Below are 25,329 nucleotides of genomic sequence, written 5' to 3' on the forward strand. Positions count from 1 at the left end.
TATGCTGTAAACTTAATTAAAAGATTGTTTTTTTACAAACTATGTCGTTGACAATGAAGCAGTTTTTGTCACTTTTTTTAAAATTACTAAAATTAAGATAGAACCGCATCCACAGATTAAGAAACCAATGAATAGAGGAGAAGCTGTCGTTTTAACAAAACCGCCAATATAAGTTGCTATAGGAACTGCCATAATTGTAGACGTAAAACCGTTTATTGCAGCACCAACGCCTGCAATATGTCCAACAGGTTGCATTGCTAACGAGCGTAAATTCCCGAAAAGGAAACCTATAGAGAAAAATTGAATTCCGAAAAACGATACTAATACATAAACATTAGGATTCGGTTTGCCGTAAAAAAGGATTAAATATATAATTGGAATTGCCGTAAAAGAAATCAAAAAGGCACGAACCAATTTGTACATTCCGTATTTTAAGACAAATTTTCCATTTAAAAACGTAGCAAATCCTACAGAAATTGCCAATGCTGCAAAGATGTATGGAAACTCTTCAACCATACCATATTGATTTTGAAATATGTCTTGTGAAGCGCTTAAATACACCATAAACGAACCTGTAATAAATCCAGAAATTAGAGTAAAAGCGATAGAAGTTTTAAATTTTAAAAATTCTTTTAAACCATTGATAAATAATTCTTTAGATAGTTTTATCTTATTCTCTGGATGAAGTGTTTCTGGTTGTCGTTTCCAGAGCCAAATCATGATGATTGCTCCAAAAATTAATTGCCCGTTAAAGATTGATTGCCAACCAAAGTTATCTAATAATAGTTTTCCCAAAGCAGGAGCTACCACAGGAACTAAGATGAATATTGCTACAATAAACGACATAATTTTTGCCATATAATCGCCGCTAAAACTATCACGAACCATTGCAATACTTATTGTTCGTGGTGCAGAAAGTCCGATTCCTTGTAACACACGTCCAATGATCATGACTTCAAGACTTTGTGCCATTACGCAGACAAAACTAGCCAATACAAACAGAATGAATCCCATGTAAATTATGGGTTTACGTCCAATACTGTCTGATAATGGTCCAAAGATTAGTTGTCCGAAACCTAATCCTAAGAAAATCATTGTTATTAGCTTTTGATTGTCAGCAGGTTTGGTTGTACCAATGGAAATACCAATTGCATCTAAAGCTGGTAAAATCGCATCAATAGAGAGTGCTACAATAGACATCAATGATGCCATGAGTATAATAAATTCAGTCTGCGATTGCTTTTTTGAAATCATTGCGCAAAAGTACGGCTTCTCTAGAAGTTTTGTTGTTTTTCTTGTGATTATATATATTGTTATTTCGATTGAATAGTAACTAGAGAAAATTTACGCATGTAAAATATGCTTTAGGGAAAACTATTTTGTTTGTGATTGGAATTTTGATGGCAGACAGGATTAATAGCTTCAATCAACCAAGACAGTCAAATCATGAGAACAATAATTTAATCAAACAATTTATAATTGTAAAAGTGCAGTTTGGAATTCTTGTTTTGATAAAGATCATAAATCAAGAATGGCTTCATTGCAATTTTTTTAAGTAGATGTGTACGGACAATCGCTTAATGCTATGCGTGTACTAGTTTAGAGAGAGAACTATTTATAGTAATTAGAATTAAGACTCGGAAAAGGGCAATACAGTGTAGTTATCAAAATATTCTATTTAACATAATATAAATTATGGTACAAATACTATATATCGTAAAGTAGGATAATCAGCGTATTTGTAAACCATAATGATATTATGCTAAATATCCCAGAACCTTTGTATTTGCTACCAGAATCATTGTGCTTGGGTTTTGAACCTTTATTTAATAGGAACGCTTCGCTACATAATTCTTTGTCCCATAATTTGTCGTTATGCAAAATTGCCGCGCGCAAATGCTTTATTGCTTTCATAAAATCAAATTGTTATTACAATTTATTTTATACGCAATTTGCCAACGCTTTCCAGCCGCATAAAAGCTACTTTAGAAATTCTATACAAACATCTGTTATAAGAGAATCTTTCCGTTAGAAAAAGTTTTAAGACCTTCACGTTAGCTTGTCGCATACTTATAAAAATTTTCTGCAAAGAATTTTATATAACTATGCTAACTGTTCGTTTTCATAAAAACCTTTTTTTGCTTTTCGTTATGTTAAATAGCTTTTGAGTTTTGATAAGAACCTTTTGTAGTTTTTTACTTTTCTTTTTCTTGATAAAAAGAAACAAAAATCAAGACTGCATAAAACTTTGGAAACAATTACGGCTCGCTCGCTATATTCTAGAAGCGTTTATATTTCTTTAGATTGTTCTAGAAATCAAATACTATACAGAAACTTTAACAACAATATTGCTTCATCTCTAGAATATGGACGCTCACTCACCTATTGTTTTCGCCAAAGTTTTCTGAGGTCGTTTTGACGCTTGCGTTTAGAGGTTATTCTTTTGTGAAAACTGGACAATGAATTACTTCTTAGTGCCCTTAAATTCTTTTATGGCTTGACAAACTCTATAGAATTCTCCGTTTAGTGCCCAATCATTAAGACTATTTAAATTGTCTTCATCCATATCTTTTATTTCAGATATTATTTCATCAACATTTTTTTCTTTTAAATATTCAAGCAATCTTCTTTTGGTTGCTTCTGCTGCTTCCAATAATCTGTTAATTGAATTCTCGTGTTCTTCTTTATTAATCATTTCTGTTTATGTAAATTTATTCTTTTGTAGAAACTAATAACTCTCGAATATCCACATCTAATATTTCTGCGATCTTTTTTAAGTCCTTTAAATGTGGTTGGGATTTGTTATTGCAAAATGCAGTTACAGAAGTTGTGCTTTTTCCAAGTTGTTCCGCAAGCCAAACTTGCGATTTTCCTTGGATTACTAATACTTCTTTTATTCTATTTATTCTTTCTACTGCCATATTTGTTACTGTATTCTTCTCTAAATATATAATACATTCTTATTAAAACATAAGTTTATATTACATTTTATTAATTTAAACTTGTGTTTTTAAAAAATAAATTATAAGTTTGAGTTAACTTTATGTAAGTATAAATTATATAAATGTAATTTTCAGTTAAATATTTATTGTTAATAATTTTATTCCAAACTTTATGCCATTTCCAAAATATACAAAAGCAGACTTAGAAAAAATCGTATATACACAATTAGAGAACCTAAATGCAATTCACGATTTACTTAAGATTATGAAACTCCAAAATGAACTTATTGAGAATGCGAATAGAAAACTAAAAGACGAAATTATAGATTTTAAGAAACGAGTTAATTATGGAACTGGGAAGTTTGAGTAACTTGAAAAATCAGATATACAATAATAGAACAATTAGTTTCTTTTCTTACCCCTTGCTTTCAGGTAACTGATAATCAATTAAAAAAAATTGTAGGATATTGATTATATTTTAAGAAATTATATTATTCATTAACTCCAATCTATATTCTTCTCTACTAAAAAACCTTCACTATCCATCATAATCTCTGGGTTAGTATTAAAGTAACTTAAGTCATCTTTATATTGATTAATAATAATTGAGATTTTTTCAATTTCATTTTTAGGTCTTAAAGAAACTAATTGTTCTATTTTGGACATGTATTCCTTACTAAGAATCTTATGACCAATTGAATTAATTAACCAAGTTAAATCATCACTCATTTGGGCAAAGAAATATAAAGTCTCACGCCACCATTGAAATTTACTACCTAGGAATAATTGAATATTAATACCTCTATTAGAAACTAGTTCCATAGCAGCTAAGTGTTCTTGATATCTAAGATGACCAAAACCATACTTTCCTCTTTCTGACATTGGAACTAATATATTACATGGGTCTATTAATTCACGTAAAGCTATTTTAGATTCATCCGTAGTAAGTCTATTCTTCAATATATTTATAGTTATATTTTCTAGAATATTAATCGTTTCTTCTCGCTTATTATTAAAATGTAAATAATATGCGATTTTTTTTGATAAATATTCTAAATTTTGAGGTGTTGTTGTAATTCTGGTTTTAATATTTTTTACGTTATCATAGTAACCAGTTAGTAATTTTAATCTATCGTTATAAAGAGTTATCTCAGTTTGAGGTAATGGTAATTTATGTTTTGCCAGAACACATAAAGTAGTCGTTAATAGTGGATTTCTAGTTATCTCATCTATTCCATTATTACTTTCAAAATGTTTTTTTATTTTTTCTGTTATGTTTTTATCACCTCTGTCAAACCATTTATCAATAAATTGATTTCTTTGTTCTCTTGTAAATGGAAGAAGAGTTACAGTAAAAGAGTTTAATCGTTCTATAAATGAACCTGACATTCGGGAAGTAACTATTACCTGAATATTTTTATGATATTTTTTTATTATAAAATTAATTGCCTCAGGTAACCATTCATTATATCTGATAGCTTCATCTAAGCCATCAAATAAAATTGTAACCTTTTTGTTTTTTAAAGTATTTGTAAATTCATAGTTACTTATTTTAACTTCTTTAAAACGAAGGTATTCACATACAGCTTCATCAAAATTAGAAATTTTATAATCAATTTTTGTACTATTAATATTTTGTTTCCAATTCTCTACTACTTGAGAAAGTGGTGCCCATATTACGATATTATCGTTTATTTTTTCTTTTGACAATGCATACATTTGTAAACTTGTAGTTTTTCCTCCACCTGCATGTCCCAATAATGTAAGATTAATTCCTGTGTCAAATACCTTATCAATAGATAACTTAAATCTTGTTTTATTAAAATCTAATCTAAATAGGATACTTTTATCAAAACCTAAACATTCTATAAACTCATCAGTGTTTAATAAAATTGAACTAATATTAAAGATTTTAGAACAATGATTCATGTATTCTCTCAACTCAATTGTAGTTGGTTTTGTCTTATTAAACATGTCTAATTTTCTTAATATAATTTTCTTTTGATACTCAAGCCAAATACCTAGTTTCTTACCATTTAACTTAAATTCATATAAAGGATAATTAATTTCATCATCATTAAAATAAGGTTTAGCTTCTTTTTCTAATTTCTTTAGATTCAAATCTGCTATTATCCATGGTTCAATATTTTTTCTTAAAAGCTTTATATCTTTCTTTAAATTATTGATTTTTTCCTGATTTTTTTTAGTTAAAGACTTTTTCTTTTCAAGAACATCTAAAGCAACTAACTTATTTTTATATGATTCAATATAATCAGGATAAGTTTTAGCCAATTTTAATAGTAATGTTTTAAGTTTTGAAAATTCCTTTTCTTTTTGTTTTTTAATTTTTATCCATTCATCATACTCTTTAATTTCTTTATTGAAATTAAACTCAATTTCTTTGATCGATAAATCAATAAAAGAATCAATCAATTCATCGGGTAACATAGAAGTTTTTTTTCTAAAGATTTCCCAATCATTTTGATCAAGAAAAAATTTTCTATCTTCTCCACTAAAAGAATTGTTAAAAAATAGTTTTGTCGAAGACTTTCCTAAAGAAAAATCTATATCAGTATATATGCTTTTAATTGGTATTTTGCTATCAAAACCTAATGCCTTTAGTAATATTTCATTATTTAAAGTTTCCGTTGAATAGTGAGAAAAATCTATTTCAGTATCAATTAAATTATTAACAATCGATGGACAGTGGCGAATTAAAAGCTGAGCTAATTTTATTCCATCAATTATTCTAATCTTTCGATCTAATAAGTCAGGAAACATATCAAATCTACTTTTAATATTCTTTGAATCAATTTCAAATGAAGAAATTAAAATAACCTCAAATGGCGAATGAATACTCTTATCAGAATAATGAATATTTTTTTTAAAACACATTGTTAATTGGTTCACTATTGTTTGAAGACTTTTAGAATTACCTGCACTATTTGAAAATTTGAAATGTTTTACTTGAGCTACACTTAATCTCAATTCTTCAAAATTATCATTCTCCCAAATAAGTAAGTCTTTTCCTTCTTCATCTGTCCCGCCATAAAATTCAACTTTTATAAACCCCATTTTTTCGAATAGAGGCTTTATGATAGTCAATGTTAATTCATTTTCTGGTATGTCTTGAAGTTCCTTACATAATCTCCGTAATACGTCCATATTAAAAAATAAGTTTTTACTTACTAATATAGTGATAATATAACTGTATTTTGATAAGTGTTATAAAAAAGTATAATGCTAATTGAAATCTGAACTCTTCTATTCCCACTCCACAACTATTCCGCTTCCCTCCTACACTTCGACAAACTCAGTGTAAACTAGTCGCAAAAAAAAATGTTTACTCACATTATTTTCATTTGATAAATCGGAGTTCATGAATGCTCCGCATGTCATTACCTTTTGTGAAGAAACTTTTCAGTAATAACTTTTTAAAAATGTGAAGAATAAACTTTGCTTTTCGCCTAAGCAAAATAACATAACGCAATAACATTATAAAACACTTATGTGTTATCATAATAAGCCATTATGTAAAATTGCTTTTGTGTCGTTTTATACTTAAAGATCCTTACATGACATAAAAATTAAAGTATTTATTTTTATGTAAAGAATCCTTTAATAGTAGTACTGGAATTTTTAGCTCTTGTAAAATTCAGCAAATACTTTTATAATAGCATCATGATCTTTAACACCGCACATTTCTCTAATACTATGCATAGATAACATTGGATTTCCAACATCTATCGTTGGGATGCCTATTTTTGCTGCAGTCATAGGACCAATGGTAGATCCGCAGCCAATATCGTTACGGCTACAAAAATCTTGAAAAGGAATATTTGCCTTAATACACAATTGCTTGAACTTTGCTATCGAAAAAGCATCGGTAGCATAACGCATGTTGGCATTGCTTTTTATGACTGGTCCAGCACCAATGTGTGGTTTGTGATTGCTATCGTGCTTTTCAGCATAATTTGGATGTACCGCATGTGCCATATCAGCTGATATAAAAAATGAACGTGCAACGGTTTGAAAATAGGTTTCTTCGTTTGAAGAAATATGACCATGAATACGTTTTAAAGTAGCTTCCAAAAAGTTTGAATTAGCTCCGTTTTGCGATTCTGAACCAATTTCTTCATGCTGAAAGTATACAGCCATTTGTATGTTATTATTTTCAGAATCAGCTATTTTTAAAGCTTCAAATGATGCATGAACACTGGCTAAGTTATCTAACCTAGGCGCAAAAATGAACTCTTTATGAATGCCTCCTAAACTCGATTTTTCAGCATCAAACAGAAATAAATCCCAACTAAGTATAGTTCCAGAAAGTCCTGTTTCTTTTTTAATCCAATCTTCAAATTGCAGGTCTTTATCAAGCCCAATAACAGGAAACATATGCTCTTGCGGGTTGGGTTTAAATCCTTCCTTATTTACTTCTCTATCTAAATGTATTGCCAAGCGAGGTATGCGTAATCTTTTTTCTATTTTAATGATTTTTTGTGCTAACTCACCATTTTCAGTTTCAATAATTATTCGACCACCAAAATACAGGTCTTTGTCAAACCAACTTGTTAATAATACACCTCCATATATTTCAATATTTAATAACTGATATCCTTCTTTTGTTGAAATAGGATTATTTTTTATTCTTAGACATGGTGAATCGGTATGTGCTCCAATAATAGAAAATGCATAGTCACTTGACCATTTCTTAGGTGTTTTGAATATGATAATTGATCCTTCTGCTCTTGTTACGAAATACTTACCTCCTTTTTCTAACGACCAATTGGCTTCTTCCTTTAATTCTGTATAATTTTGTTTAAATAATTCATTTTTTAAATTTTCTACAGCATGGAATGCCGTTGAACTTTGATCAATAAATTCTAAAAGACTCTGGGAATAAGACATGTAACGTGTTTTGTTTAAAAATTTAGATAAAACACCAAGTTAATTAAATTCTCTATTATAGTCTATTGATTTATACCCAAAAATTATATTCAAGTTGCTACAGCAATTTGTTGAAGAAGAGACAACTCCTATTTTCAATAATTAGAAACAATCAGCGCTATAGTTTCTTATTATAGAAAATTAAACAAGCCGTATTTTCACTTCTTTAGTTAACATTTCTCTGAATAGTTTTGCGATGCTAACAAGTATTTTCACCCAACCAATAGGACCAGTTGCAAAGCGTATGCCCCAAGTAATTACGATGCGAACAAAATTTAAGGTTGGATATAAAGCTGAGGAATACTTTTTTACCTCTGTTGTATGTGTTTGGAGCTCTTCAGCCGTTGGTTTTTTATGTATCATTGTAATGCCATCAAAATCAAAGTCGTAATCTGTAGTAATGGCAGTAGTTGGATTGATGATACGCTTGCCAAATAAAAATTTTAATCCATAACGGAAGTTTTGAAAAGCTTCTTTTATTTCTGAATAAATGATTTGAATCGATTTTTTAATAACATTAAATAGCTTTTTGAATAGCTCTAAGATTTTTTTCACTACATTTTTTATAAATCTGAATAGCTTAGAGAAAAATTTTAAAATCCCTTTCTTTGCTTTGTATTGACGTACTTTGATTCGAGTTCCTTTATTTATAGTGTCAGATTCGGCTCGTAAATCAACTTCTAATGTTTTTTTAAGCTTCTCACTTTCTTTTTCTAGTTGTCTTTTTTGTTTTTGTTTTGCGGTTTTGATATGCGAGGCTTTATCTTCGAGTACAAAATCGTAAATTTGAGATACTGAAGAATGATTTTCATGAATTGAAGATTGTTCTACAGGAATGAAATGTTCTGTTAACAGCCGGTGAATATTGATGGCACATTGATAATCTCCTAAATTGAAAAGGATACGACCTAACTCTCTTTTGTTATCCGTAATTGTTTGTATGTATTCTACCAATGCTTCTGTTGATAATGGACCAAAATCGTGGTCTAATTTCCTTTGGTACAATCCTACTGTCCAGAGTTTTACTTGAAGCATTCGTCTCATGAATCTATTAGGAATTCCTTTAATATGTACACCAACCTGCGCAATTTTTGTGTCGCTATTTTTGTGATCAGCAAGGTCACGGATATGCTTCCTTGCTACTTTTGAGTCTATATTACGCGTAAAAAGTCCTTTTGAATCAATCTCTGGATCCAATTTATGAATCAGCTTATTTCCTTCTTTAGATAGCAATTCTATAAAAATACAATGACCGAAAATATGTTTAGACAATACTTTAGATTCTAAACAGAATACAGATAAAGCTTCTTGGTCTGCCAAGAGATTTCCTAGTGCGAGCCAACCTTGCGTAAAACCAATTTCTTTGGCTGAAGTTTGTAGTTTTTTAATGACTGTATCCGTAACGCGTTGATTGGGTACAACATTTTTATGAAGATCATAAATGCGATATCGATACAGAATAACTCTTGATAGCAATGTACACGCATCAATTTCTACCTCATGAATGATCAATTCATTGTCCAAACCAACAATTTCTCTAATCACAAATTGCTCTCTCCTAGTGAGTTTGTCAGAGGTTAATAACTCTGATTCAATAGCTTCAGAAGCTTTTCTAATATCATTAATATTGCTAGCTTCGGGCAAAGCCAATGCATTTTGATATTCTAAACGAAATCGTGCTATGGCATTTGCCAATTCTGTTTCATCGACAAAATCATCTTCAAAAGCCTTAAATGGAAGGTATTTTAAGTCTGATAAAAGTTGAATTAACTCAATATGATCAAGCTTATCAAAAGCTTCAGAAAATTCTTTTCGTACTTCGGTATTTTCTATGACGTCAAAGGCTTCAATCATTACGATCGTTGTTTAAACCATGAAAATGCTTTTTTTAAATAGATATATCCTTTATACAACTTAGTTGCCAAGGATAGTTGTGTATCATTTCCATCAATAGCACCACTTTCAGGAATTTCATACGTAGTTAGGGGTTCAATAGAAGCATTGGATACTTCTGTTTTGAACCAGCTATACATTTTATGAACTTTAGATGGTGGTTTTGATTCTGGACGAAATTGATATATACGGATTTGTGGCATAAACCCTTAATTTCTAATTACTTTAAGTACAAATTCAAAGAAATCTTTTCTTGATTTTTGAGCTCCTTCAACCATACCGTTATGCGCATCTAAAAGATACTTCTTCCCTTCTCCAAGATCTGAATTGGTATAGTTCATTGCATCTCCATCAACTTCAAATCTAGAATATGCTACAAGCGTAGAAGTAGTTAATCCGGCTCTTATTGTTTCAAATACTTTTTTGTGTTTTGGGTTATTATCATCTCCTTCAATTTGATCTAGTTTAATTTCTGCACCAGTAAAAGATGCTACTTCTAAAGTCGCAAGATCATCTATTACGGCTTCAATTTTTGTTTTTAAATTAGTTAATTTATCACTCATGGTTTTTGATTATGTTAAACATTCTATTATAAATCTTGTAATACCGTTTCTAGCTTCTGTAGAAGCCGAAAATGCTTCATTGAAAAGTGCTACATATTCTTCATCAATTGGGTTTTCACTTATATAAGTTAAACTATCTCCTTCTATTTGTTGAAAGCGATATACACAACCATTTTCATTTTCAATAATCATGACATTCTCAATAGTACTAATGTCTAGTAGTGCTTCTTCCAATTTTTCTTTTATATCGTTAAAAAATGCCATTTAATAGTTTTATGAGATAGTAATTTAATTAATTATTAGTCCAGTGAATTGATAACCAGACTTAATTTTCTTCAAATAATATCAAGGATAACAAATACTTTTTTCATTTTTATTAAAATTGAAAGACATTATTTTTTAGGGAGATTTTAAATATACGAAAATTTACATATAAATATTGTAGGATTCCGTAATCAAAAATAGAGTGTTCTGGACATTCTTATTCCACTAACATTCGGGCTTCTGTGTCTTTAAAACTAATTTTAAATGAGCAACCGTTTTCGTTAGAATACACCGTTTTTCCATGCAATTGTTTTGATAATTGTCTTACGAGACGTAATCCTAAGCTTTTTGCCTTTTCGAAATTAAATCCTTCCGGCAAACCTACTCCATTATCTTTTACTTCTAACACATACTCTTCCTTGCTTACTTTATTTATGGAAACATTTAATAACTGCTCGCTACTTGTAAAACCGTATTTGTAGGCATTCGTTATCAATTCATTTATAATTAATCCTAACGGAATAGCTGTATCGATATCAAACTTATAATTAGGTACGTTGTACGTTACTTTGGTAGTTGCGTCTTTGCCATAGGTTTTTGAGATATCGTCAACCAACATTCGTATATAATCGTCTAATTCTATTAATAAGTCTTCATTTTGATATAAACGCTGGTGTATTAACGCCATAGATTTTACTCTGTTTTTCCCTTCTTTCGCCAATTCTAAAGCTTTTTCATCTTCAATACCTTTGCTCTGTAACTCTAATAGACTGGCAATTATTTGAAAATTATTTTTTACTCTATGATGTATTTCTTTTAATAATAATTGTTTTTCATCAAGTTGCTGGTTGATAATTTTGTTTTTTTCTTCAAGTTTTTTGGCTTGTTTCTTTTTTCTTGTGTAAGAGAAGATAAGAAAACCTGAAATAGCTAAGATTCCAAACATTCCAAAAATCAACCAGTTTCTTGCTTCTTTTTCTTGAGTTATATCTTTTTGATGCGCAAGTTCAGTTTCAAATTTTTCTTTTTCGTATTGATTATTTAATTCGATTTCCTTAAACTTTTCAATCTTATCTTTATCGTTTATACTGTCGTTAGCTTTATGAAACTCTTTATAATAATACAAAGCTTCTTCTGAGTTATTTGCTTTTTCTAAAGAAGTTGATAAAATAAAAGAGATGTCTCTAATCTTTTGTAAATGGTTTGCTTTTTTATAAAAGTCGTACGCTTTTTTATAAAAAGTAACCGCATTTTGATAGTGCCCTTTTTTAAAAGAAAGAGCGCCTCTTGTATCGTTAACATTCGCTAAAAAACCGAGTTCATTTATTTCTGGCAGCTCTTTATCAATGATGGCTAAATAGTAAGCGCTACTATCTAAATCTTTAGATACCTCTATATGATAATCTGTTAATTGTTTCAAAATATTAGCTCTGATGTATTTTTCATGTGGCACGTATTCTGAAAATTTTAAGTTTTTATCGAGCTGTTGTTTTCGTTTAGACTGCAAATTCATCTGATCGTACAAATCGGATAAATTTCCCATCCACTGTAATGCAGATGCAGAATCTCGTTTTCTTTTTTGTAGTAGAAAAAAATCAATAACCTTTTTATTATATATTTCAGCCTTGTTATAATCTTTAGTGTAATAATATACCGCTGATAGACGTTGTGTTGCAGACATGGAGTCTCTTGAATTGCTCGCAAACTCTTGTGCTTTAAAAATATTTTGTAATGCACGATCGTAATGACCTAAAGCAATATTTGCACGAGATTTTGTAAAATAACCCTCAAATGTAGCATAGTTATATTTTACTTTTTTTGAAGCTACGATGGCAGAATCACTAAATACCAAGGCTTTTGTATTTTCTTCCTGTATGACTAAAAATTTTGCATACCGAGCATATAAAATAGCTATCAACATATCTGCATTACTTTTTTTAGCAAACAGCAATGCTTTTTCATAACAAAGCCTGGTAGTGTCTATATCTGTTTTTAATCGATGGAGAAAAAAACCTTTAGCAAAATAGGTGTATGCAGACAACTCATAATTGTTAGTTGCTCTACCTTCCCGAATTTTTTTATTATAAAAGTCTATTTTTTGTGGTATTGGTAAGGTATCTACAACTTTATAGTTTTTTATCTTTGATAGTAATTCTTTTCTGTTTTGTTGCGCATTTGACAAATTAAAAACAAAGCAACTTATAAAAACAAGTATGCATCTAGTAGGTCTGGCAAGTATAATCATATGCTAAAAATAAGTAAATAATCTAATTATTTATATGTTATTGTTAGTTATGCATTTAAAAAAATAAAAGAATGTTATTAGATACAATTGATCCGTCCTAAACTAGGTTTATGAGTTTTAAATACATAACAAAAAACCAGCGAAGCTAACTTTGCTGGTTTTTTATCATGTATAAAATTAGGTGTTATTTCTTAATGTCTAAAAGTATTTTTTTAACACTTTTCCCTATATCACCATCTGCATCCAGAGTGATAGTCTTATGAAGTAATTCTTTCGCTTTTTGAGTATTGCCTAATTTCAAATATGCTAGGCTTAAATTTTTATAGGTTATTGCTGAATTAGGAAATAACTGTAAAATCATTGAAAATACTTGAGTTGAAGCCTGTAACTGTTGCGTTCGACCACTTTGCAATAGAATGTTTCCTAACATGTTTAACTCTGTTTCAAAATCACAAAACGCATACAATGGATCTTGAATCATTTTTGAAAGTTCTTCAGCCAATTTTTGTGTTTGTCCAGATAAATACAAGCTTGTGATATAATCCATTGGCTTCGGTTTAAAATCTTTTTTGTTGAAAGTTAATGCTGCTTGTAATACAGGATCCTGATTGCTAGCATATTCATTAAAGCTCATCGTAACAGGAATACTAGGCGCTATCCAATCTGCATTTTCTAACGCAGGCTTATCTTGCCACCATAAATACGATAAAGAAATATCAATAGCACTGTTTGGTAGTGTTACAGGACGATTATCGCCCCAAAAGTTGATGTTTTCTGCTGTAGGTTCTCCCACAAAAATAACATTGGTGTAATTGTCTATTTCATTCACAAGGTTTTGACAAGCAGAGAAAGTTCGTTTTCCAATAATAACAAATAGCTTTCCTATTTTATTGATCTTTTCACATTTAATAATTTCTTTTATAACATCTTTATTTAAATAGTTATTTCCACCGCCATTTAAACGTAAATCAATCACTAATTTCTCTACATCATTCGTTTCTATTTCATTAAAAACACGTGCATAAAAATCCTTGGTACTTTCTTCGGCTTCATCTCTAATTCTACTATGTCTAACATACATTACTTTTTCTTTGGCTAAATATTCTGAGAAGTAAATCTTATCTAATTTTTGTAAATACAGAGGTGTTATTGATTGATCTCTGGCATCTAACCAATTTTCATTTTGATGTACATAACCACGATGTGTAGGCACTCTTTTTCCTTTTTCCAATGCCGTAAAAGATTGGCTAAATGTTTTTCCATTTTTTTCTAAGGTAAGTGTTACGTTATTCTGAAGGGTTTTTGTTATTTTTTGAGCATGCAAGATTTCAGGATATCGGATATTATTAATTCCGTAGGCTTTAAAAAATTGCGAATTCTCTGCTTCTACTGTCGGTTCAATTGCTTTTAGAACTTCTGAAATTGGCTTCCCTTCTATCGCTATGACTTTAGCTCCAACAGCTTCTGGATAGTTTTTGTGCGCTCCTTGAATATAAATTCCATCATTAAAGTGATCTAAATTGAAAGGTAACTGTGAAAACTCAAATGGCTTTTGATGAAAACTGATATATGTATGCCCGTATTTGAATAATGATAGCAGTCGAGAAACTCCAACAATAATTTCGTGTTCTTGTAAGTTCGGAATGTCCTTGTATAGAGTTTCTACTTCTGCATCAAAGATGTCTTTAGTTGTTTTTACAAAAAGATGCGAATACTCATTATGTATGGTGTTTTGAATAAAACGAAGGTCTTCTTGCCATTGCGCTTTGGTTAAAGTCTCTTGTGACCATAGTTGAAAAGATAGAAATAGACTGAGGATGATTAGTGTTTTTTTCATGATGTTATTTTTTTAGCTGAATTTAGTTCAGAAGTTATAATTGAATTGATGAATTAAAAGTGATTTATTTATTTGCTGTTAGCTCTTTCTAAGATTAGAGCAGCAAAAGATTGTACGCCATATTTTATGGTTGTTTCATCTACAGCAAAGTTTGGAGTATGTGGCATAGAAACAATTCCTTTTTCAACATTAGATCCTCCTAAGAAAAAGAATACGCCTGGTACTTTTTGTTGATAATACAAAAAGTCTTCTCCAAAATACGGAGCTTGTCCGTAGAGCGGCGCTAACATTTTTTTGGTATAAAAGCTAGCAATTGTTTGTGATGCAATTTTTGTGAGTTCAGGATCATTTAAAGGAGTTCCTGAGTAATCTTTTGCATATTCAATGGAGATGAAAGAATCTTTAAATTTAGAATCAAGGATTTGTTTTTTGATTTCAAAAGGTAAACTATTCACCCTTTTTATATCTGTTTCTAGGAAACTCGCATTATAAAAAGTATCCTCTTTTTCAGTAGTTAGCCTTCCTCCTTGTAAAATGAAGTAATCTTTAAAAATGGTTTCTTTGTTTGTCAATCCTACTTTAGAATCTGATATTTTATTGATGATGTCCCAAGGAGAACCGTTTTGCTCAATAGTACGAACCAAACCTTTTACTATAGCATTCATAAAGCTTTCCAACTCTTTTTTATTGGTGTTTGGCTTGAATTTTACTTGAAGTGTTTTTTGATACGCAAATAATTCATTAGCTTTCACATTGATCACTCCTGATGCTTCTGGTCCAATATGCAATCCGTAAATTTCATCTGGTTGAATTATATCAAATAAACCATCTGCAATCATATCTTTTGCGCCTGTAAAAGTCTCCTCTGCTGGCTGAAAAATAAAGTAAACCGTTCCTTCTAGGTTTTCTTTTTGTTGTGATAAAACATTGGCTATTCCCAAAGCGATTGTCGTATGAACATCATGACCGCAAATATGTCGTATGCCTTTATTTTGAGATTTAAAGTCAACAACATCGGGATCATCTGTTTTTATAGCATCCATATCTGCTCTCCAAGCAATATTTCTTCCTTTTTTTCCACCTTTAAGAATTCCTACAACTCCATTTCCGCCTATATTCGTTTTTACTTCTAAACCTAAATTCCGTAAATAGTCAGCTACAATTTGAGACGTTCTTTTTTCTTGTTTCGAGAGCTCTGGATTTACATGTAAATCCCTTCTTATTTTAACTAAGCTGCTATAAATGGCATCCGTTTGTTTTTCTATTTGTTGAAAGTTGCTGGTGTTTTTGTCACATTGTGTGCAAAGTATTCCAGTAGTAAGTAGCAGTAATAGTAGTATCGATTTTAATTTCATGATATAGTTTGTTTGTTATTATATCACAAAGATTGCCTTATTATACCGTTAGAAATAGTGCTTTTTGTTGAAGTGTCGTATTTGATATTTGAATCGTCACAGGAACATTATTTGTTCATCCAATCCTTAAAATTACTGGTCTTTTGCCTACTTACAACAAACTCTTGATCCCTTGAATTTGTTACTTGTAACTTTACACGATGGTTAAAATAAGGTGCTATTTTTTCTATGGAGTTTTTAGCGATAATTTGCCCTCTATTAATTCTATAAAATGCAGTATCGTCTAGCGAATCATATAATTGATCTATCGTCTCATCTATAATGTATCGTTTGTTGTGAGTAACTCCAAAAGTGATGCTATCTTGAGAATAAATATACAACAGCGCCGATGTTTTTATTTGAACAAAACCACTTCCTTCTTTAACGAGTATTCCGGTGCGTTTTTTGGGCGCTTGCATGCTTTGAAGAAGGCTTTTTAAAAGTGCAGGATCTACTTGAGAAGTTGTAGCATTAGATTTTTTAAATTTGTTTAATGCTACACCCAATTCGTCTTGTTGAATAGGCTTTAGCAGGTAATCTACACTATTTACTTTAAAGGCTTGAATGGCATATTCATCAAAAGCAGTTGTAAAAATAATTGGCGCAACCACTTCTACTTTCTGAAATATTTCAAAACTCAATCCGTCTGCTAATTGAATATCCATAAAAACTAAATCTGGCGCAGTGTTTTTTGTAAACCAAACTATTGCATCTTCAACAGTATCAATAATATCTAGCAACTGAAAATTGAAAGCGCTTTTAGTTAATAAGTTTTGTAATTGACTCGCTGCACGTGATTCATCTTCAATGATTAGTATTTGCATAATTTTTCTTTTGATCAGATAATTTTAATAAGGGTAATGAAACAGTAAATTGATTTCCATCGTTTGTAATTTCAGGGAGTTTGTTTGAAATTAATGCATATCGCTGCTCAATATTTTTCAATCCAATTTTTGTAGAGGGAACTTTTGTCGATTTTGTTTGAATTTTGTTGTGAACGACTAAAAAATCATCTTTAATTGTTACTGTTATGAGTAATGGTTTTGCTCTAGAAACTATATTGTGTTTGATAGCATTTTCTATTAATAGTTGCAAACTCATCGGCACTATCATAGCAGTTAATTTATTCGCTGGAATATTCCAGTTCATTTGTAGATTGCTTCCAAATCTTTCGGACTGAATATACACATAGGCTTTGGTGAATTTTAACTCCTTTTCGATGGAAGTCAAATTAGTGTTTCCAGATTCTAATATAAAACGGTATACATTAGACAGATTATCAACAAAATCTTTTGCATGTTCTTTAGGATCTTGATCGATAATATCTCGTAATGTATTTAAACTATTGAATAAAAAGTGTGGTTGTGCCTGATTGCGCAAGGTATCTAGTTGCGCTTGAATCATGATTTGTTTTGCCTGCTCTTCTTCTCTAATTGATTTTTTTAGTCGTATATAATAATAAACAGCTTCATAAATTGCCATTGTCATAATAATGATTAAAAAAATAGGTAAAAGAACCTTTAATAGTACCATGTGACTGGAACTGTATCCCAAAAAAATGAAAAATTTTGCAAGCAAAAATCCCATTGTAACGTCAACAACTAGTATCACACTAATAATTGCAATAAGCAGGAAAATAATACGTTTCAAATCGTCTTTAAAATCGGGATACTTTTTCCGCAAAAAAATCAAAATAGATCGTATGATACACCAATCACAGATTGTGGAAACTAATGCGGCAAACCAACCGATAAGTACTAGGTCTATAGATTCTCTTTCTGATGGATTATTAAATAGATAGTTTGCTATAATACTTATAGTAAGAATACCTATTATACAAAACCAGATATCATTAAACCCTAAATATTGTATGCGTCTTTTTTTGTTAAGTAATCTCATGAATTTTAAACTGATTAGTAGAGTCTCTTAATTTGCTTCACAACGAATAACGGGATTATTTGAATACCGTGCAATCTAAAAATATGAGCAATACAAAAGTCTCTGCCTATAATTACTATTTTTAATATTTAATTAATCATCAAATATGTAATTATTAGAAACAGTATAAAATAAAATTCCTTTGAAACGTCGTAAAATGTTTTTGAATTGTTATTGTTTTGGTCTAAGATTTTCAATCACCTGAGCATCTACCCAAAATATGTCTACATTATCGTAATTGTCTGGAGTCATATTTCTATTGAAAAAAAGGTATTTCCCATCTGGTGTCACACAGGCAACTGCTTCCCAACCTGAAGTATTTATTTTATTTCCCATGTTAATAGCTTCACCCCATGAACCATCTTGTTGTTTAAAACTGATATAGATATCAGAATCACCATATCCACTATCTCTTTCACCATCCCAAATTAAATACGATTCATCTGGTGCGATAAAAGGATGTGCGTTCATTTTTCCTGTATTAATTTGTTTGCCAAATGCTTTTGGCTCTTCTCGTTTTCCATCTATGAGTTGTGAATAACGAATAACGCCATCTCCATTAGGCATACCTATCTCATCAAAAACATACGTTCCTTTGGAAGAAGTCGTAAGCCGCATAATTTGTATTTCTTGAAAAGACGAGTCCAGTTTTTTTAATTCAGACCAATCACCAGTTTGAGTACGTTCTTTATATCGTCTGCCCAAATGCATAGTCTTACCATCTGGACTGATAAAAGGAGTACCTTTTCTAGGTGATACAATTGACTCTTGCCATTGATTGTTTTTATTTTGGAAAACTACTAGTTCTTGTTTTTTAGTTTCCGCATTGTTTCTAATAAAATAGAACTCTTTTAAATCTGGTGTAAAAACGCCACTAACTTCCCAACCATCAGTAGTAACCATACCTGGTGCAAAAATTTCTGGAGTTAAACCCGGTGGTTTTTGTCCAAGATATAGATTTTCTGTAGTTGATGAGTTATCATCTTTTGAATGCTTTTTTTTAGTATCACAGGCACTTAAAAATACAAGCACTAAAATAAAACACATTTTTTTCATCGTTCTAAATTTTTAAAATACGTTGTTTTTAACTTGCTGATAATTTCTGTACTTACCCAATAAAAGTTTGATAAACCTCCTTCTTCGTTATACCGACCAAAGAATAAATACTTTCCATCAGGAGTAATACTAGGGCATGTTTCAGGAAAATTAGAATTCACTTCACTTCCAAGATTAATTTTTTTTGACCATGTTCCATCTTTCTTCTTAAAATAGACATAAATATCACTTTGTCTTTGACTATCTTTTTTGTTTCGCGCATTTACGACTAAATAATCTTGTGATGGAGAAATAAAACCGTGAAAACCAAATTCAATTCCAACTTCGTGTACTTCTGGAAATTTTCCATTTTTGTTAGGAGCATAATACATTTTTCGTTTTGACACATTGGTATAATAAAGATCTCCATTTTTTGCTTGATTCGAATAAAAAACGAAATCTTCATTTATAGGAGAATCAAGTTGTTTTGCATTACTCCATGAATTCCCAAGACGGTTTACATACCAAGCTTTTACCGATTCTTTATGGTGAGGCAATGTAAATTCGTCATGAGCTGTAAAATATATCTTATCACCATTAGGATTCACAAACGGATGCATTTCTCCAGCTTTTTCACCTTTTGTGAAATTTGCTTTTTTAGGAGTTGTCCAATTTTCCTCTTCCAGTTTTGAAAAATAGATGCTTGGGTCTTCGTCTTTTATATTAGCTGAGAAATATACTTCATCTAAATTTGGAGAAAACGAGATGCCGTGCTCATATCTTCCATTTACTGAAATAATTCCAGGAGCAAAAATTTCTGGGATTGAACCTGGTGGCTTTTGTCCAAGATAGGTTTCTCCTGTAATTGATGCATCGCTATGATTTGCTTTCTGTTTTGTCGTGTTACAAGCATTAAGTAATAGTACCAATACAAGTGTTAAAAGGATAAAGTTGTAATTTTTCATTGTTTAGATTTCTATGATATTTGCTACTACTTAACAAAAGCAGGTATAATGGTTTCAGAAATTTGAGTCATTATTTTATCTTCTCCATCATGCCCAGAAATTACAATTGTTAAATCAAGTTCTTCGATCACTATTACACGTTGTCCACCGCCTCCCCAAGCAAATGTAGTATCATAACTTTTTTGACCTACTTTTACGAGTGTTTGATACCAAAAATAACCGTAACGATAGTCTTTTGGCATCCAATCTTGAGTAGGATTTACAATGCCACTGGTAGCTTTGTCAAGATATGCTGTAGAAATAAGCTGTTCGCCGTTTAACTTACCATTATTGAGAACCAAATTACCCAATTTAACCATGTCACGAGACATGATCCTTGCACGCCAACCAGCTTGTGGCAAACCGCTAATATGAGTTGACCATTTATAATTTGTAATGCCTAATTTGTCAAGCAGCTCCGTTTTAATGAAATCCTCAGCCGTTCCAGGAACAACTGCGTCAATGACTGTCATTACTAACATTGGGTTGAAATTACCATATAAATACGCCTGAGACTCATCGGTTATAGGTTCACTTTGCTCCAAAAGCGTCTGAACGAGTCCTTGACCTTTTAATCGAACGGAATCATTCTCAATTTCTTTCCATTTGTCTCTATCTATAGTCAATCCTCCGTGCATGGTTAATGCCTTATGAAGGGTGATTTTTTCGGCGCCTTTCACTATTTTTTTAGGATCTATATCTTTTAGAAAATTAATCAAAGGTTTATCAAGATCTTCCATTGATAAATAGCCCATTTGAATAGCTCTACCCAAAACCAAACTCGTATACGCTTTTACAGCTGATGCTTGTCCATGAGGTAAGTTGATACGGCCTTTTTTATAGTAGGATTCAAAAACTAATTTGTTTTTATGTGAAATGAGTAGCGCATCATAACTTCCATGTTTGCCATCAAAAATTTCTTGAGATAATTTAAGGATTGCTTTTCGATCATTTTCATTCACAGGCAATTCACCTACTGAAATTCCATCTTTTCTATCTTCTGGTGTTGTATTTACAAATGCATTATTAAGGTGCGGAATATCCCAGAATGAGACCTCATAATTGTCACTTGAAACATGACTCATTAAGGATGATAGCCAAGCTATACTACTAACTGCTGTCGCTGGGAATGCAGTTCCATGATTCCCATCAATCACTTCTTTTTGTACGGACAAACCATTATCTCTTCTACCTTTTAGTAGTTTAATAAACGCTTCGATAGGTTCCACCATGTCTTTTTCTAATGAACCGTATGAAATAAAAACATTGGCATTCAGGCTTGAGTTTTTATTTGACGCCTCGTAAGGACCGAATTTCGTATTAAGTTCGGATAGATACGAAACTTCATTTTTGATCGATGGACTGCCAATTATATAATTAGTAAAGGTATCGGGTTGAGTTAATAGTACATAAGCCCCAAATTCGCCTCCCATAGAATAACCAAAATACGTGCGACTGTTTGGATCAGTTCGATACATATTTTCAACATAGGTAAAGACATCATTGCGAATAAAGTTTAAATGTTTTTTTCCTTGCCCTAATTGATATTTTTTTTGAATTTTAGGTTTATTTGATTCACGAAAACTATAATCTCGGAATCGACTCACATGCGCTCCTCTTTCTTTTATTAGGTCTTTATTTATATCTAATTGCCAAGAAATTCCAACTAAAATAACATCTTCTAGCATGTATTCGGTAGCTCCAGATAGCATTTCGACATGCCACATAGCATCCGTGTAATAAATGACAGGATACGTTTTGTTTTTGTCCTCTGAATAATCTTCTGGCAACTTTATATAAAGCTCATAGTTTCTTTCTGTCTTAGTATCTTTTATTGGAATTACCTGTATATGTGGTAATACTAAGGAAGATACTTCTCCATTTGATGCACGTTCTTTTACACTATTTTCCTGAGCAAAAGCAGTATTTGCAAGAATAGTGATTAACAATACGAATAATTTAATAGCTTTCATGTGTATCTTCTTTTAGTAATAATATGTTGTTATGTTTTTTATAATTTTAATTTATGAATCAAATCCGTAAATAGATGAAAGTTCATTTTATTTACTATTTTGTAGTTCATGAAGCCTATATCTAGTACGATTGTTTTGAGGATTTAATTCAAGTGATTTAGTGTAATTTAGAATTGCCAAATCATTTTTTCCTGCTTTCTCACAGGCTTCTGCATAACTATCGTACACTTTAAAACTATCTGGATAGAGAATTATGTTTATTTTGAAAGTGGCTAGTGATAATTTCATTCTATTCTCATGGAAAAAATCATAGCCCAAATCATTTAAATACTCTTCAGTAATTGTTAGATAATTAGCGTCCTGTTCTTTTTTGATTCTATATGCAGTAAGTGCTTTTTCAAAGTCACCTTCAAGAAGGAATTCTACAGGTTCTTTTTTATCAGTATCCATCTTGACAAAAGTTGAAGTTATTGCTCCGTCATTTCTATTTTTGAAAAGTAAATTGATCTTTTTATCTTCAGAATTTGGTTTGAATTGTATGAGTCGACTAGAGTTTCTTTTAACAAAACTACTATCTGAAATTTTGATTAGTTCTACCGATTTTACGTCAAGTATATTTTTATAGAATAGCTGATTCTCCTTTTGAAAAACTTCTACCATCCTACCGTCTGCCATATATCTACCAGCAATTTTATCGACTAATGCCTGATCAATTTCCATTTTTTCATGCACTGGAACATACTTATTCCAATCATATGCTAGCGCAACTGCACGCATTACTTCTGCATTAAACTCTGGAAACGTGGAGTTAGTGAGCACTACTACACCATAACCTTTGTCTCTATGAGCTACTATCTCAGCGTAAAAACCTCTATTCCATCCGTGATGCCTAAAATAGATTTCATTTTTTATATTAAGAAGCTGAAATCCTAAGCCCAATGTAAATGACCAACTAGAATTACTCACTCCATAAGGTGTACCCATTAATACAGCTAAATCTTTTGATAACCCTTTAGTACTATTACCATCTAGAGTTTGCTGTACATTGGTTAAAAATTTTGCGTAGTCTTCAGCAGTTGTCCATAAGCCATGTGAAGCCATTGCAGGATAAATAGATCTTCCTCCTTCTGCCATAGTACCATCTTTCAAATAACCTGTTGCAACCTTTGCTAATTGCTCTGTAGTAAGCGATTGGTTAAACGTACTGTTGTTCATTTCTAAAGGTTGTAACACGAGTTTATCCATTATCTCTGGAAATGTTTTTCCCTCAACATCTAGCATCATTTGTTGAATGGGCACATAGCTAGTATATGCAAAACGAACACTTTCGCCAGGTACTTTATTTGTGGTAACTGGATCGTTTGCAGCTGGAGAAGTTCCGTTTAAGACCTCTACAAGTGTTGGGATTTTATCATTTATATTGTATCGTCCTGTTCCGCGAGGATGTATTCCGGCAGAATGATTTAAAATATTCTTTATGGTAACTTTTTTTTCTTTAGTAAATTCATTTTCTGGTACTTTCCAGGATTTTAAGTAACTATTAATATTTTCATCTAAGTCTAGATTATTTTGTTCTACAAGACGTAATGCACCATAAGCCGTTACTGGCATACTAGTTGCCGCTGCCTGGAAAAGTGTGTGTGTTGTTACTGGCGTTTGACTTTCTTTATCTGTCACACCATAGCCTTTTGCCCATGCAATTTCACCATTATGTATCACAGCAACACTCACACCTGGAATGCCATAGTGTTTCATGCGTTCTTCTATAGACCATGTAGGATCGCCTTCAATGTGTACCCGAGTTGTGAGACCATTTTCTACCTTTTTTATTAAATCAATTGTGGTATCAGTTTTTGGTTCCTGTACACATGATTGAAAAAGAATGATGAGGAGGAAGATTGTGACATTTTTTTTTATTACGAATACTTTTTTAAGAAATTCTTTTTTTGATTTCATTTATGTTCTGTCGTTAAGAGGTTTGATGAGTACATCCAGATTTTAATTTTCGAGTCTTTGAAGCCACCTTTTAGCAAGTGAAAATTCCGGATCAATTGTCAGTGCTTTTTCGATCATGACCCTAGCACTTTCAAGCTGACCTTGAGCTCTACGTAAAATCCCCATTCCGAGATAGGATTCCTTCCCTTCAGGATACACTTCTATGGAATATTGAAAGATTTCTTCTGCGATAATTAAATTCTTACTCATTATGTTGGTAAAACCAAGGTGAAATATGACCCATATAGGTGGCAGGATTTTATACCCGTATCGTTTTGATAGCATATCGAAATGTTGTGTCATTTTATCCAGTGAGTCCAGATTTTCATAGGGATTGAAGTCAGGATATAATGCAAGAAGAAACTGTGTGAAATCCATCGCTGGTACATGACCCTGATTCACCAATTCATCCGTTTTATAGGTAAAACTCTCAGGTTTATGTTCTTTTACAACACGAGAGAATTCAGAAACAATCTCTGTCAAGTCCTCATCATCACTATAAATGATGTGTAGAGACCTGTTTTCCGTAAGCGTTTTTAACGGACCTGATTTTATTTTTTGTTGAAGCACTGTTGGTATGTGCATAATTGATGGGCTGCTTGCGAAGTAACTATTAAACAGAAGAGGCTTGTTGAGTAGCGTATAAACAGTAAAAAAACCACTATTAGAGCCTCCATAAAGCACATTGAATGGAGCAGTCCGGTATGTATTGTCAACATGCGGCATCAGCTCTGTCTCAAAAAAGCTAATATAGTTATCCGGAATTGTTGTGTCCTTATTTTTCCTTGTTGGCAACAAAATACTATTTCCCTCGGGAAAATCTATTCCAATGAGTATCATCTCAGGAATTTGTCCTTCGCCCATGTAGTCTAGTGTAGAAGCTAACATAGCAAACCGAGCTCGGTAATCTGAACCCAACATATATAACACAGGATAGGTTTTATTGGAACTATCATAGTTAGCAGGTAAATGGATTGCTAGTGGAATAGTTTTGTTTAACACTTTTGACTGAAGTGAAGATATTTCACCTAAGGTAACTGCTGGTTCATTGTGTTCTATTGAACGAGTAAAATCAGGATCGCTTACTTTCTGTTCAGTATTGCACGCATTTAGAAATAAGGTGAATACAAGTATTAAAATCATGAAGTTGTAATTTCTCATTGTTATTTTTCTATTTAAATGTTGAATAAAAGTATAGCATAATCCATCACTAATAATTTAAATAGGATAAACACAACAATTAAATGATAAAACCATTTCGTCATTGATATAAGGCTTTTGTAAAGAAATTATGGAGAT

Annotated in this window: 20 protein-coding genes; 1 reads left to right on the plus strand and 19 read right to left on the minus strand. The window is 31.4% G+C overall.

All coding sequences use genetic code 11. The features are described 5' to 3' along the window. Window positions 1-39 precede the first annotated feature (39 nt). From ACRBBL_RS16880 to ACRBBL_RS16890, 3 genes are all read right to left on the minus strand, one after another. A complete protein-coding gene (locus tag ACRBBL_RS16880) occupies window positions 40-1,254 on the minus strand; it encodes a multidrug effflux MFS transporter (protein WP_431370245.1) in 1,215 nt (404 codons plus the stop codon). A 1,210-nt stretch (window positions 1,255-2,464) separates the two neighbouring features. Then, a complete protein-coding gene (locus tag ACRBBL_RS16885; RefSeq protein ID WP_431370246.1) occupies window positions 2,465-2,695 on the minus strand; it encodes a hypothetical protein in 231 nt (76 codons plus the stop codon). Between the two features lie 16 nt (window positions 2,696-2,711). Continuing rightward, window positions 2,712-2,921 (minus strand): helix-turn-helix transcriptional regulator, encoded by a 210-nt coding sequence (locus ACRBBL_RS16890; RefSeq protein WP_431370247.1) that lies wholly within the window; start codon window positions 2,919-2,921, stop codon window positions 2,712-2,714. Between the two features lie 193 nt (window positions 2,922-3,114). On the opposite strand from ACRBBL_RS16890, the gene ACRBBL_RS16895 reads away from it, so the two are divergent. Then, window positions 3,115-3,312, plus strand: a complete 198-nt coding sequence (locus tag ACRBBL_RS16895; RefSeq protein ID WP_431370248.1) for a hypothetical protein — start codon at window positions 3,115-3,117, stop codon at window positions 3,310-3,312. 128 nt (window positions 3,313-3,440) lie between these two features. On the opposite strand, the gene ACRBBL_RS16900 is transcribed toward ACRBBL_RS16895, so the two are convergent. From ACRBBL_RS16900 to ACRBBL_RS16975, 16 genes are all read right to left on the minus strand, one after another. Next, the gene (locus tag ACRBBL_RS16900; RefSeq protein WP_431370249.1) at window positions 3,441-6,107 is read right to left on the minus strand and encodes an NACHT domain-containing protein; all 2,667 of its coding nucleotides are present in this window, start codon (window positions 6,105-6,107) and stop codon (window positions 3,441-3,443) included. A gap of 474 nt (window positions 6,108-6,581) precedes the next feature. Beyond that, window positions 6,582-7,850: a M18 family aminopeptidase gene (locus ACRBBL_RS16905; protein ID WP_431370250.1), complete on the minus strand. Its 1,269-nt coding sequence runs from the start codon at window positions 7,848-7,850 to the stop codon at window positions 6,582-6,584. A 180-nt stretch (window positions 7,851-8,030) separates the two neighbouring features. Further along, window positions 8,031-9,743, minus strand: coding sequence for a hypothetical protein (locus ACRBBL_RS16910; protein WP_431370251.1), 1,713 nt, complete (start codon window positions 9,741-9,743; stop codon window positions 8,031-8,033). After that, window positions 9,743-9,985, minus strand: a complete 243-nt coding sequence (locus tag ACRBBL_RS16915; protein ID WP_431370252.1) for a hypothetical protein — start codon at window positions 9,983-9,985, stop codon at window positions 9,743-9,745. The genes ACRBBL_RS16910 and ACRBBL_RS16915 overlap by 1 nt, the downstream gene beginning before the upstream one ends. A gap of 6 nt (window positions 9,986-9,991) precedes the next feature. Then, on the minus strand, window positions 9,992-10,345 hold the full coding sequence (locus ACRBBL_RS16920; RefSeq protein ID WP_431370253.1) for a hypothetical protein: 354 nt from the start codon (window positions 10,343-10,345) through the stop codon (window positions 9,992-9,994). Between the two features lie 9 nt (window positions 10,346-10,354). After that, the gene (locus ACRBBL_RS16925) at window positions 10,355-10,609 is read right to left on the minus strand and encodes a hypothetical protein (protein ID WP_431370254.1); all 255 of its coding nucleotides are present in this window, start codon (window positions 10,607-10,609) and stop codon (window positions 10,355-10,357) included. 217 nt (window positions 10,610-10,826) lie between these two features. Then, on the minus strand, window positions 10,827-12,791 hold the full coding sequence (locus ACRBBL_RS16930) for a sensor histidine kinase (RefSeq protein WP_431370255.1): 1,965 nt from the start codon (window positions 12,789-12,791) through the stop codon (window positions 10,827-10,829). Window positions 12,792-13,038: 247 nt separating this feature from the next. Next, complete coding sequence (locus ACRBBL_RS16935; RefSeq protein WP_431370256.1) at window positions 13,039-14,691, minus strand: S41 family peptidase; 1,653 nt, start codon at window positions 14,689-14,691, stop codon at window positions 13,039-13,041. A gap of 68 nt (window positions 14,692-14,759) precedes the next feature. Further along, window positions 14,760-16,046: a M20 metallopeptidase family protein gene (locus ACRBBL_RS16940; RefSeq protein ID WP_431370257.1), complete on the minus strand. Its 1,287-nt coding sequence runs from the start codon at window positions 16,044-16,046 to the stop codon at window positions 14,760-14,762. A 107-nt stretch (window positions 16,047-16,153) separates the two neighbouring features. After that, a complete protein-coding gene (locus ACRBBL_RS16945; protein ID WP_431370258.1) occupies window positions 16,154-16,909 on the minus strand; it encodes a LytR/AlgR family response regulator transcription factor in 756 nt (251 codons plus the stop codon). Further along, window positions 16,890-17,984 carry a sensor histidine kinase gene (locus ACRBBL_RS16950; protein ID WP_431370259.1) on the minus strand — a complete coding sequence of 365 codons (1,095 nt, stop codon included), beginning with the start codon at window positions 17,982-17,984 and terminating at the stop codon, window positions 16,890-16,892. The genes ACRBBL_RS16945 and ACRBBL_RS16950 overlap by 20 nt, the downstream gene beginning before the upstream one ends. A gap of 210 nt (window positions 17,985-18,194) precedes the next feature. Further along, entirely contained in the window at window positions 18,195-19,079 is an 885-nt protein-coding gene (locus ACRBBL_RS16955; protein ID WP_431370260.1) for a hypothetical protein, read from the minus strand. Further along, entirely contained in the window at window positions 19,076-20,023 is a 948-nt protein-coding gene (locus tag ACRBBL_RS16960) for a hypothetical protein (RefSeq protein ID WP_431370261.1), read from the minus strand. Before ACRBBL_RS16960 ends, ACRBBL_RS16955 begins: the two co-directional genes overlap by 4 nt. Before the next feature lie 26 nt (window positions 20,024-20,049). Next, window positions 20,050-22,011 (minus strand): serine hydrolase, encoded by a 1,962-nt coding sequence (locus ACRBBL_RS16965; protein WP_431370262.1) that lies wholly within the window; start codon window positions 22,009-22,011, stop codon window positions 20,050-20,052. A 111-nt stretch (window positions 22,012-22,122) separates the two neighbouring features. Then, the gene (locus ACRBBL_RS16970; protein ID WP_431370263.1) at window positions 22,123-23,790 is read right to left on the minus strand and encodes a serine hydrolase; all 1,668 of its coding nucleotides are present in this window, start codon (window positions 23,788-23,790) and stop codon (window positions 22,123-22,125) included. Window positions 23,791-24,033: 243 nt separating this feature from the next. Next, on the minus strand, window positions 24,034-25,173 hold the full coding sequence (locus ACRBBL_RS16975; RefSeq protein WP_431370264.1) for an alpha/beta hydrolase-fold protein: 1,140 nt from the start codon (window positions 25,171-25,173) through the stop codon (window positions 24,034-24,036). Window positions 25,174-25,329 lie beyond the last annotated feature (156 nt).

Origin of the sequence: Kordia sp. (genome assembly GCF_050633145.1) — a bacterium.
In the GTDB taxonomy this organism is placed as follows: Bacteria; Bacteroidota; Bacteroidia; order Flavobacteriales; family Flavobacteriaceae; genus Kordia.

Excerpts from the sequence above, each read along its gene's own strand:
- ACRBBL_RS16880 (WP_431370245.1), bottom strand. The coding sequence starts at position 1,254 with ATGATTTCAAAAAAGCAATCGCAGACTGAATTTATTATACTCATGGCA.
- ACRBBL_RS16885 (WP_431370246.1), bottom strand. The coding sequence starts at position 2,695 with ATGATTAATAAAGAAGAACACGAGAATTCAATTAACAGATTATTGGAA.
- ACRBBL_RS16890 (WP_431370247.1), bottom strand. The coding sequence starts at position 2,921 with ATGGCAGTAGAAAGAATAAATAGAATAAAAGAAGTATTAGTAATCCAA.
- ACRBBL_RS16895 (WP_431370248.1), top strand. The coding sequence starts at position 3,115 with ATGCCATTTCCAAAATATACAAAAGCAGACTTAGAAAAAATCGTATAT.
- ACRBBL_RS16900 (WP_431370249.1), bottom strand. The coding sequence starts at position 6,107 with ATGGACGTATTACGGAGATTATGTAAGGAACTTCAAGACATACCAGAA.
- ACRBBL_RS16905 (WP_431370250.1), bottom strand. The coding sequence starts at position 7,850 with ATGTCTTATTCCCAGAGTCTTTTAGAATTTATTGATCAAAGTTCAACG.
- ACRBBL_RS16910 (WP_431370251.1), bottom strand. The coding sequence starts at position 9,743 with ATGATTGAAGCCTTTGACGTCATAGAAAATACCGAAGTACGAAAAGAA.
- ACRBBL_RS16915 (WP_431370252.1), bottom strand. The coding sequence starts at position 9,985 with ATGCCACAAATCCGTATATATCAATTTCGTCCAGAATCAAAACCACCA.
- ACRBBL_RS16920 (WP_431370253.1), bottom strand. The coding sequence starts at position 10,345 with ATGAGTGATAAATTAACTAATTTAAAAACAAAAATTGAAGCCGTAATA.
- ACRBBL_RS16925 (WP_431370254.1), bottom strand. The coding sequence starts at position 10,609 with ATGGCATTTTTTAACGATATAAAAGAAAAATTGGAAGAAGCACTACTA.
- ACRBBL_RS16935 (WP_431370256.1), bottom strand. The coding sequence starts at position 14,691 with ATGAAAAAAACACTAATCATCCTCAGTCTATTTCTATCTTTTCAACTA.
- ACRBBL_RS16940 (WP_431370257.1), bottom strand. The coding sequence starts at position 16,046 with ATGAAATTAAAATCGATACTACTATTACTGCTACTTACTACTGGAATA.
- ACRBBL_RS16945 (WP_431370258.1), bottom strand. The coding sequence starts at position 16,909 with ATGCAAATACTAATCATTGAAGATGAATCACGTGCAGCGAGTCAATTA.
- ACRBBL_RS16950 (WP_431370259.1), bottom strand. The coding sequence starts at position 17,984 with ATGAGATTACTTAACAAAAAAAGACGCATACAATATTTAGGGTTTAAT.
- ACRBBL_RS16955 (WP_431370260.1), bottom strand. The coding sequence starts at position 19,079 with ATGAAAAAAATGTGTTTTATTTTAGTGCTTGTATTTTTAAGTGCCTGT.
- ACRBBL_RS16960 (WP_431370261.1), bottom strand. The coding sequence starts at position 20,023 with ATGAAAAATTACAACTTTATCCTTTTAACACTTGTATTGGTACTATTA.
- ACRBBL_RS16970 (WP_431370263.1), bottom strand. The coding sequence starts at position 23,790 with ATGAAACACTATGGCATTCCAGGTGTGAGTGTTGCTGTGATACATAAT.
- ACRBBL_RS16975 (WP_431370264.1), bottom strand. The coding sequence starts at position 25,173 with ATGATTTTAATACTTGTATTCACCTTATTTCTAAATGCGTGCAATACT.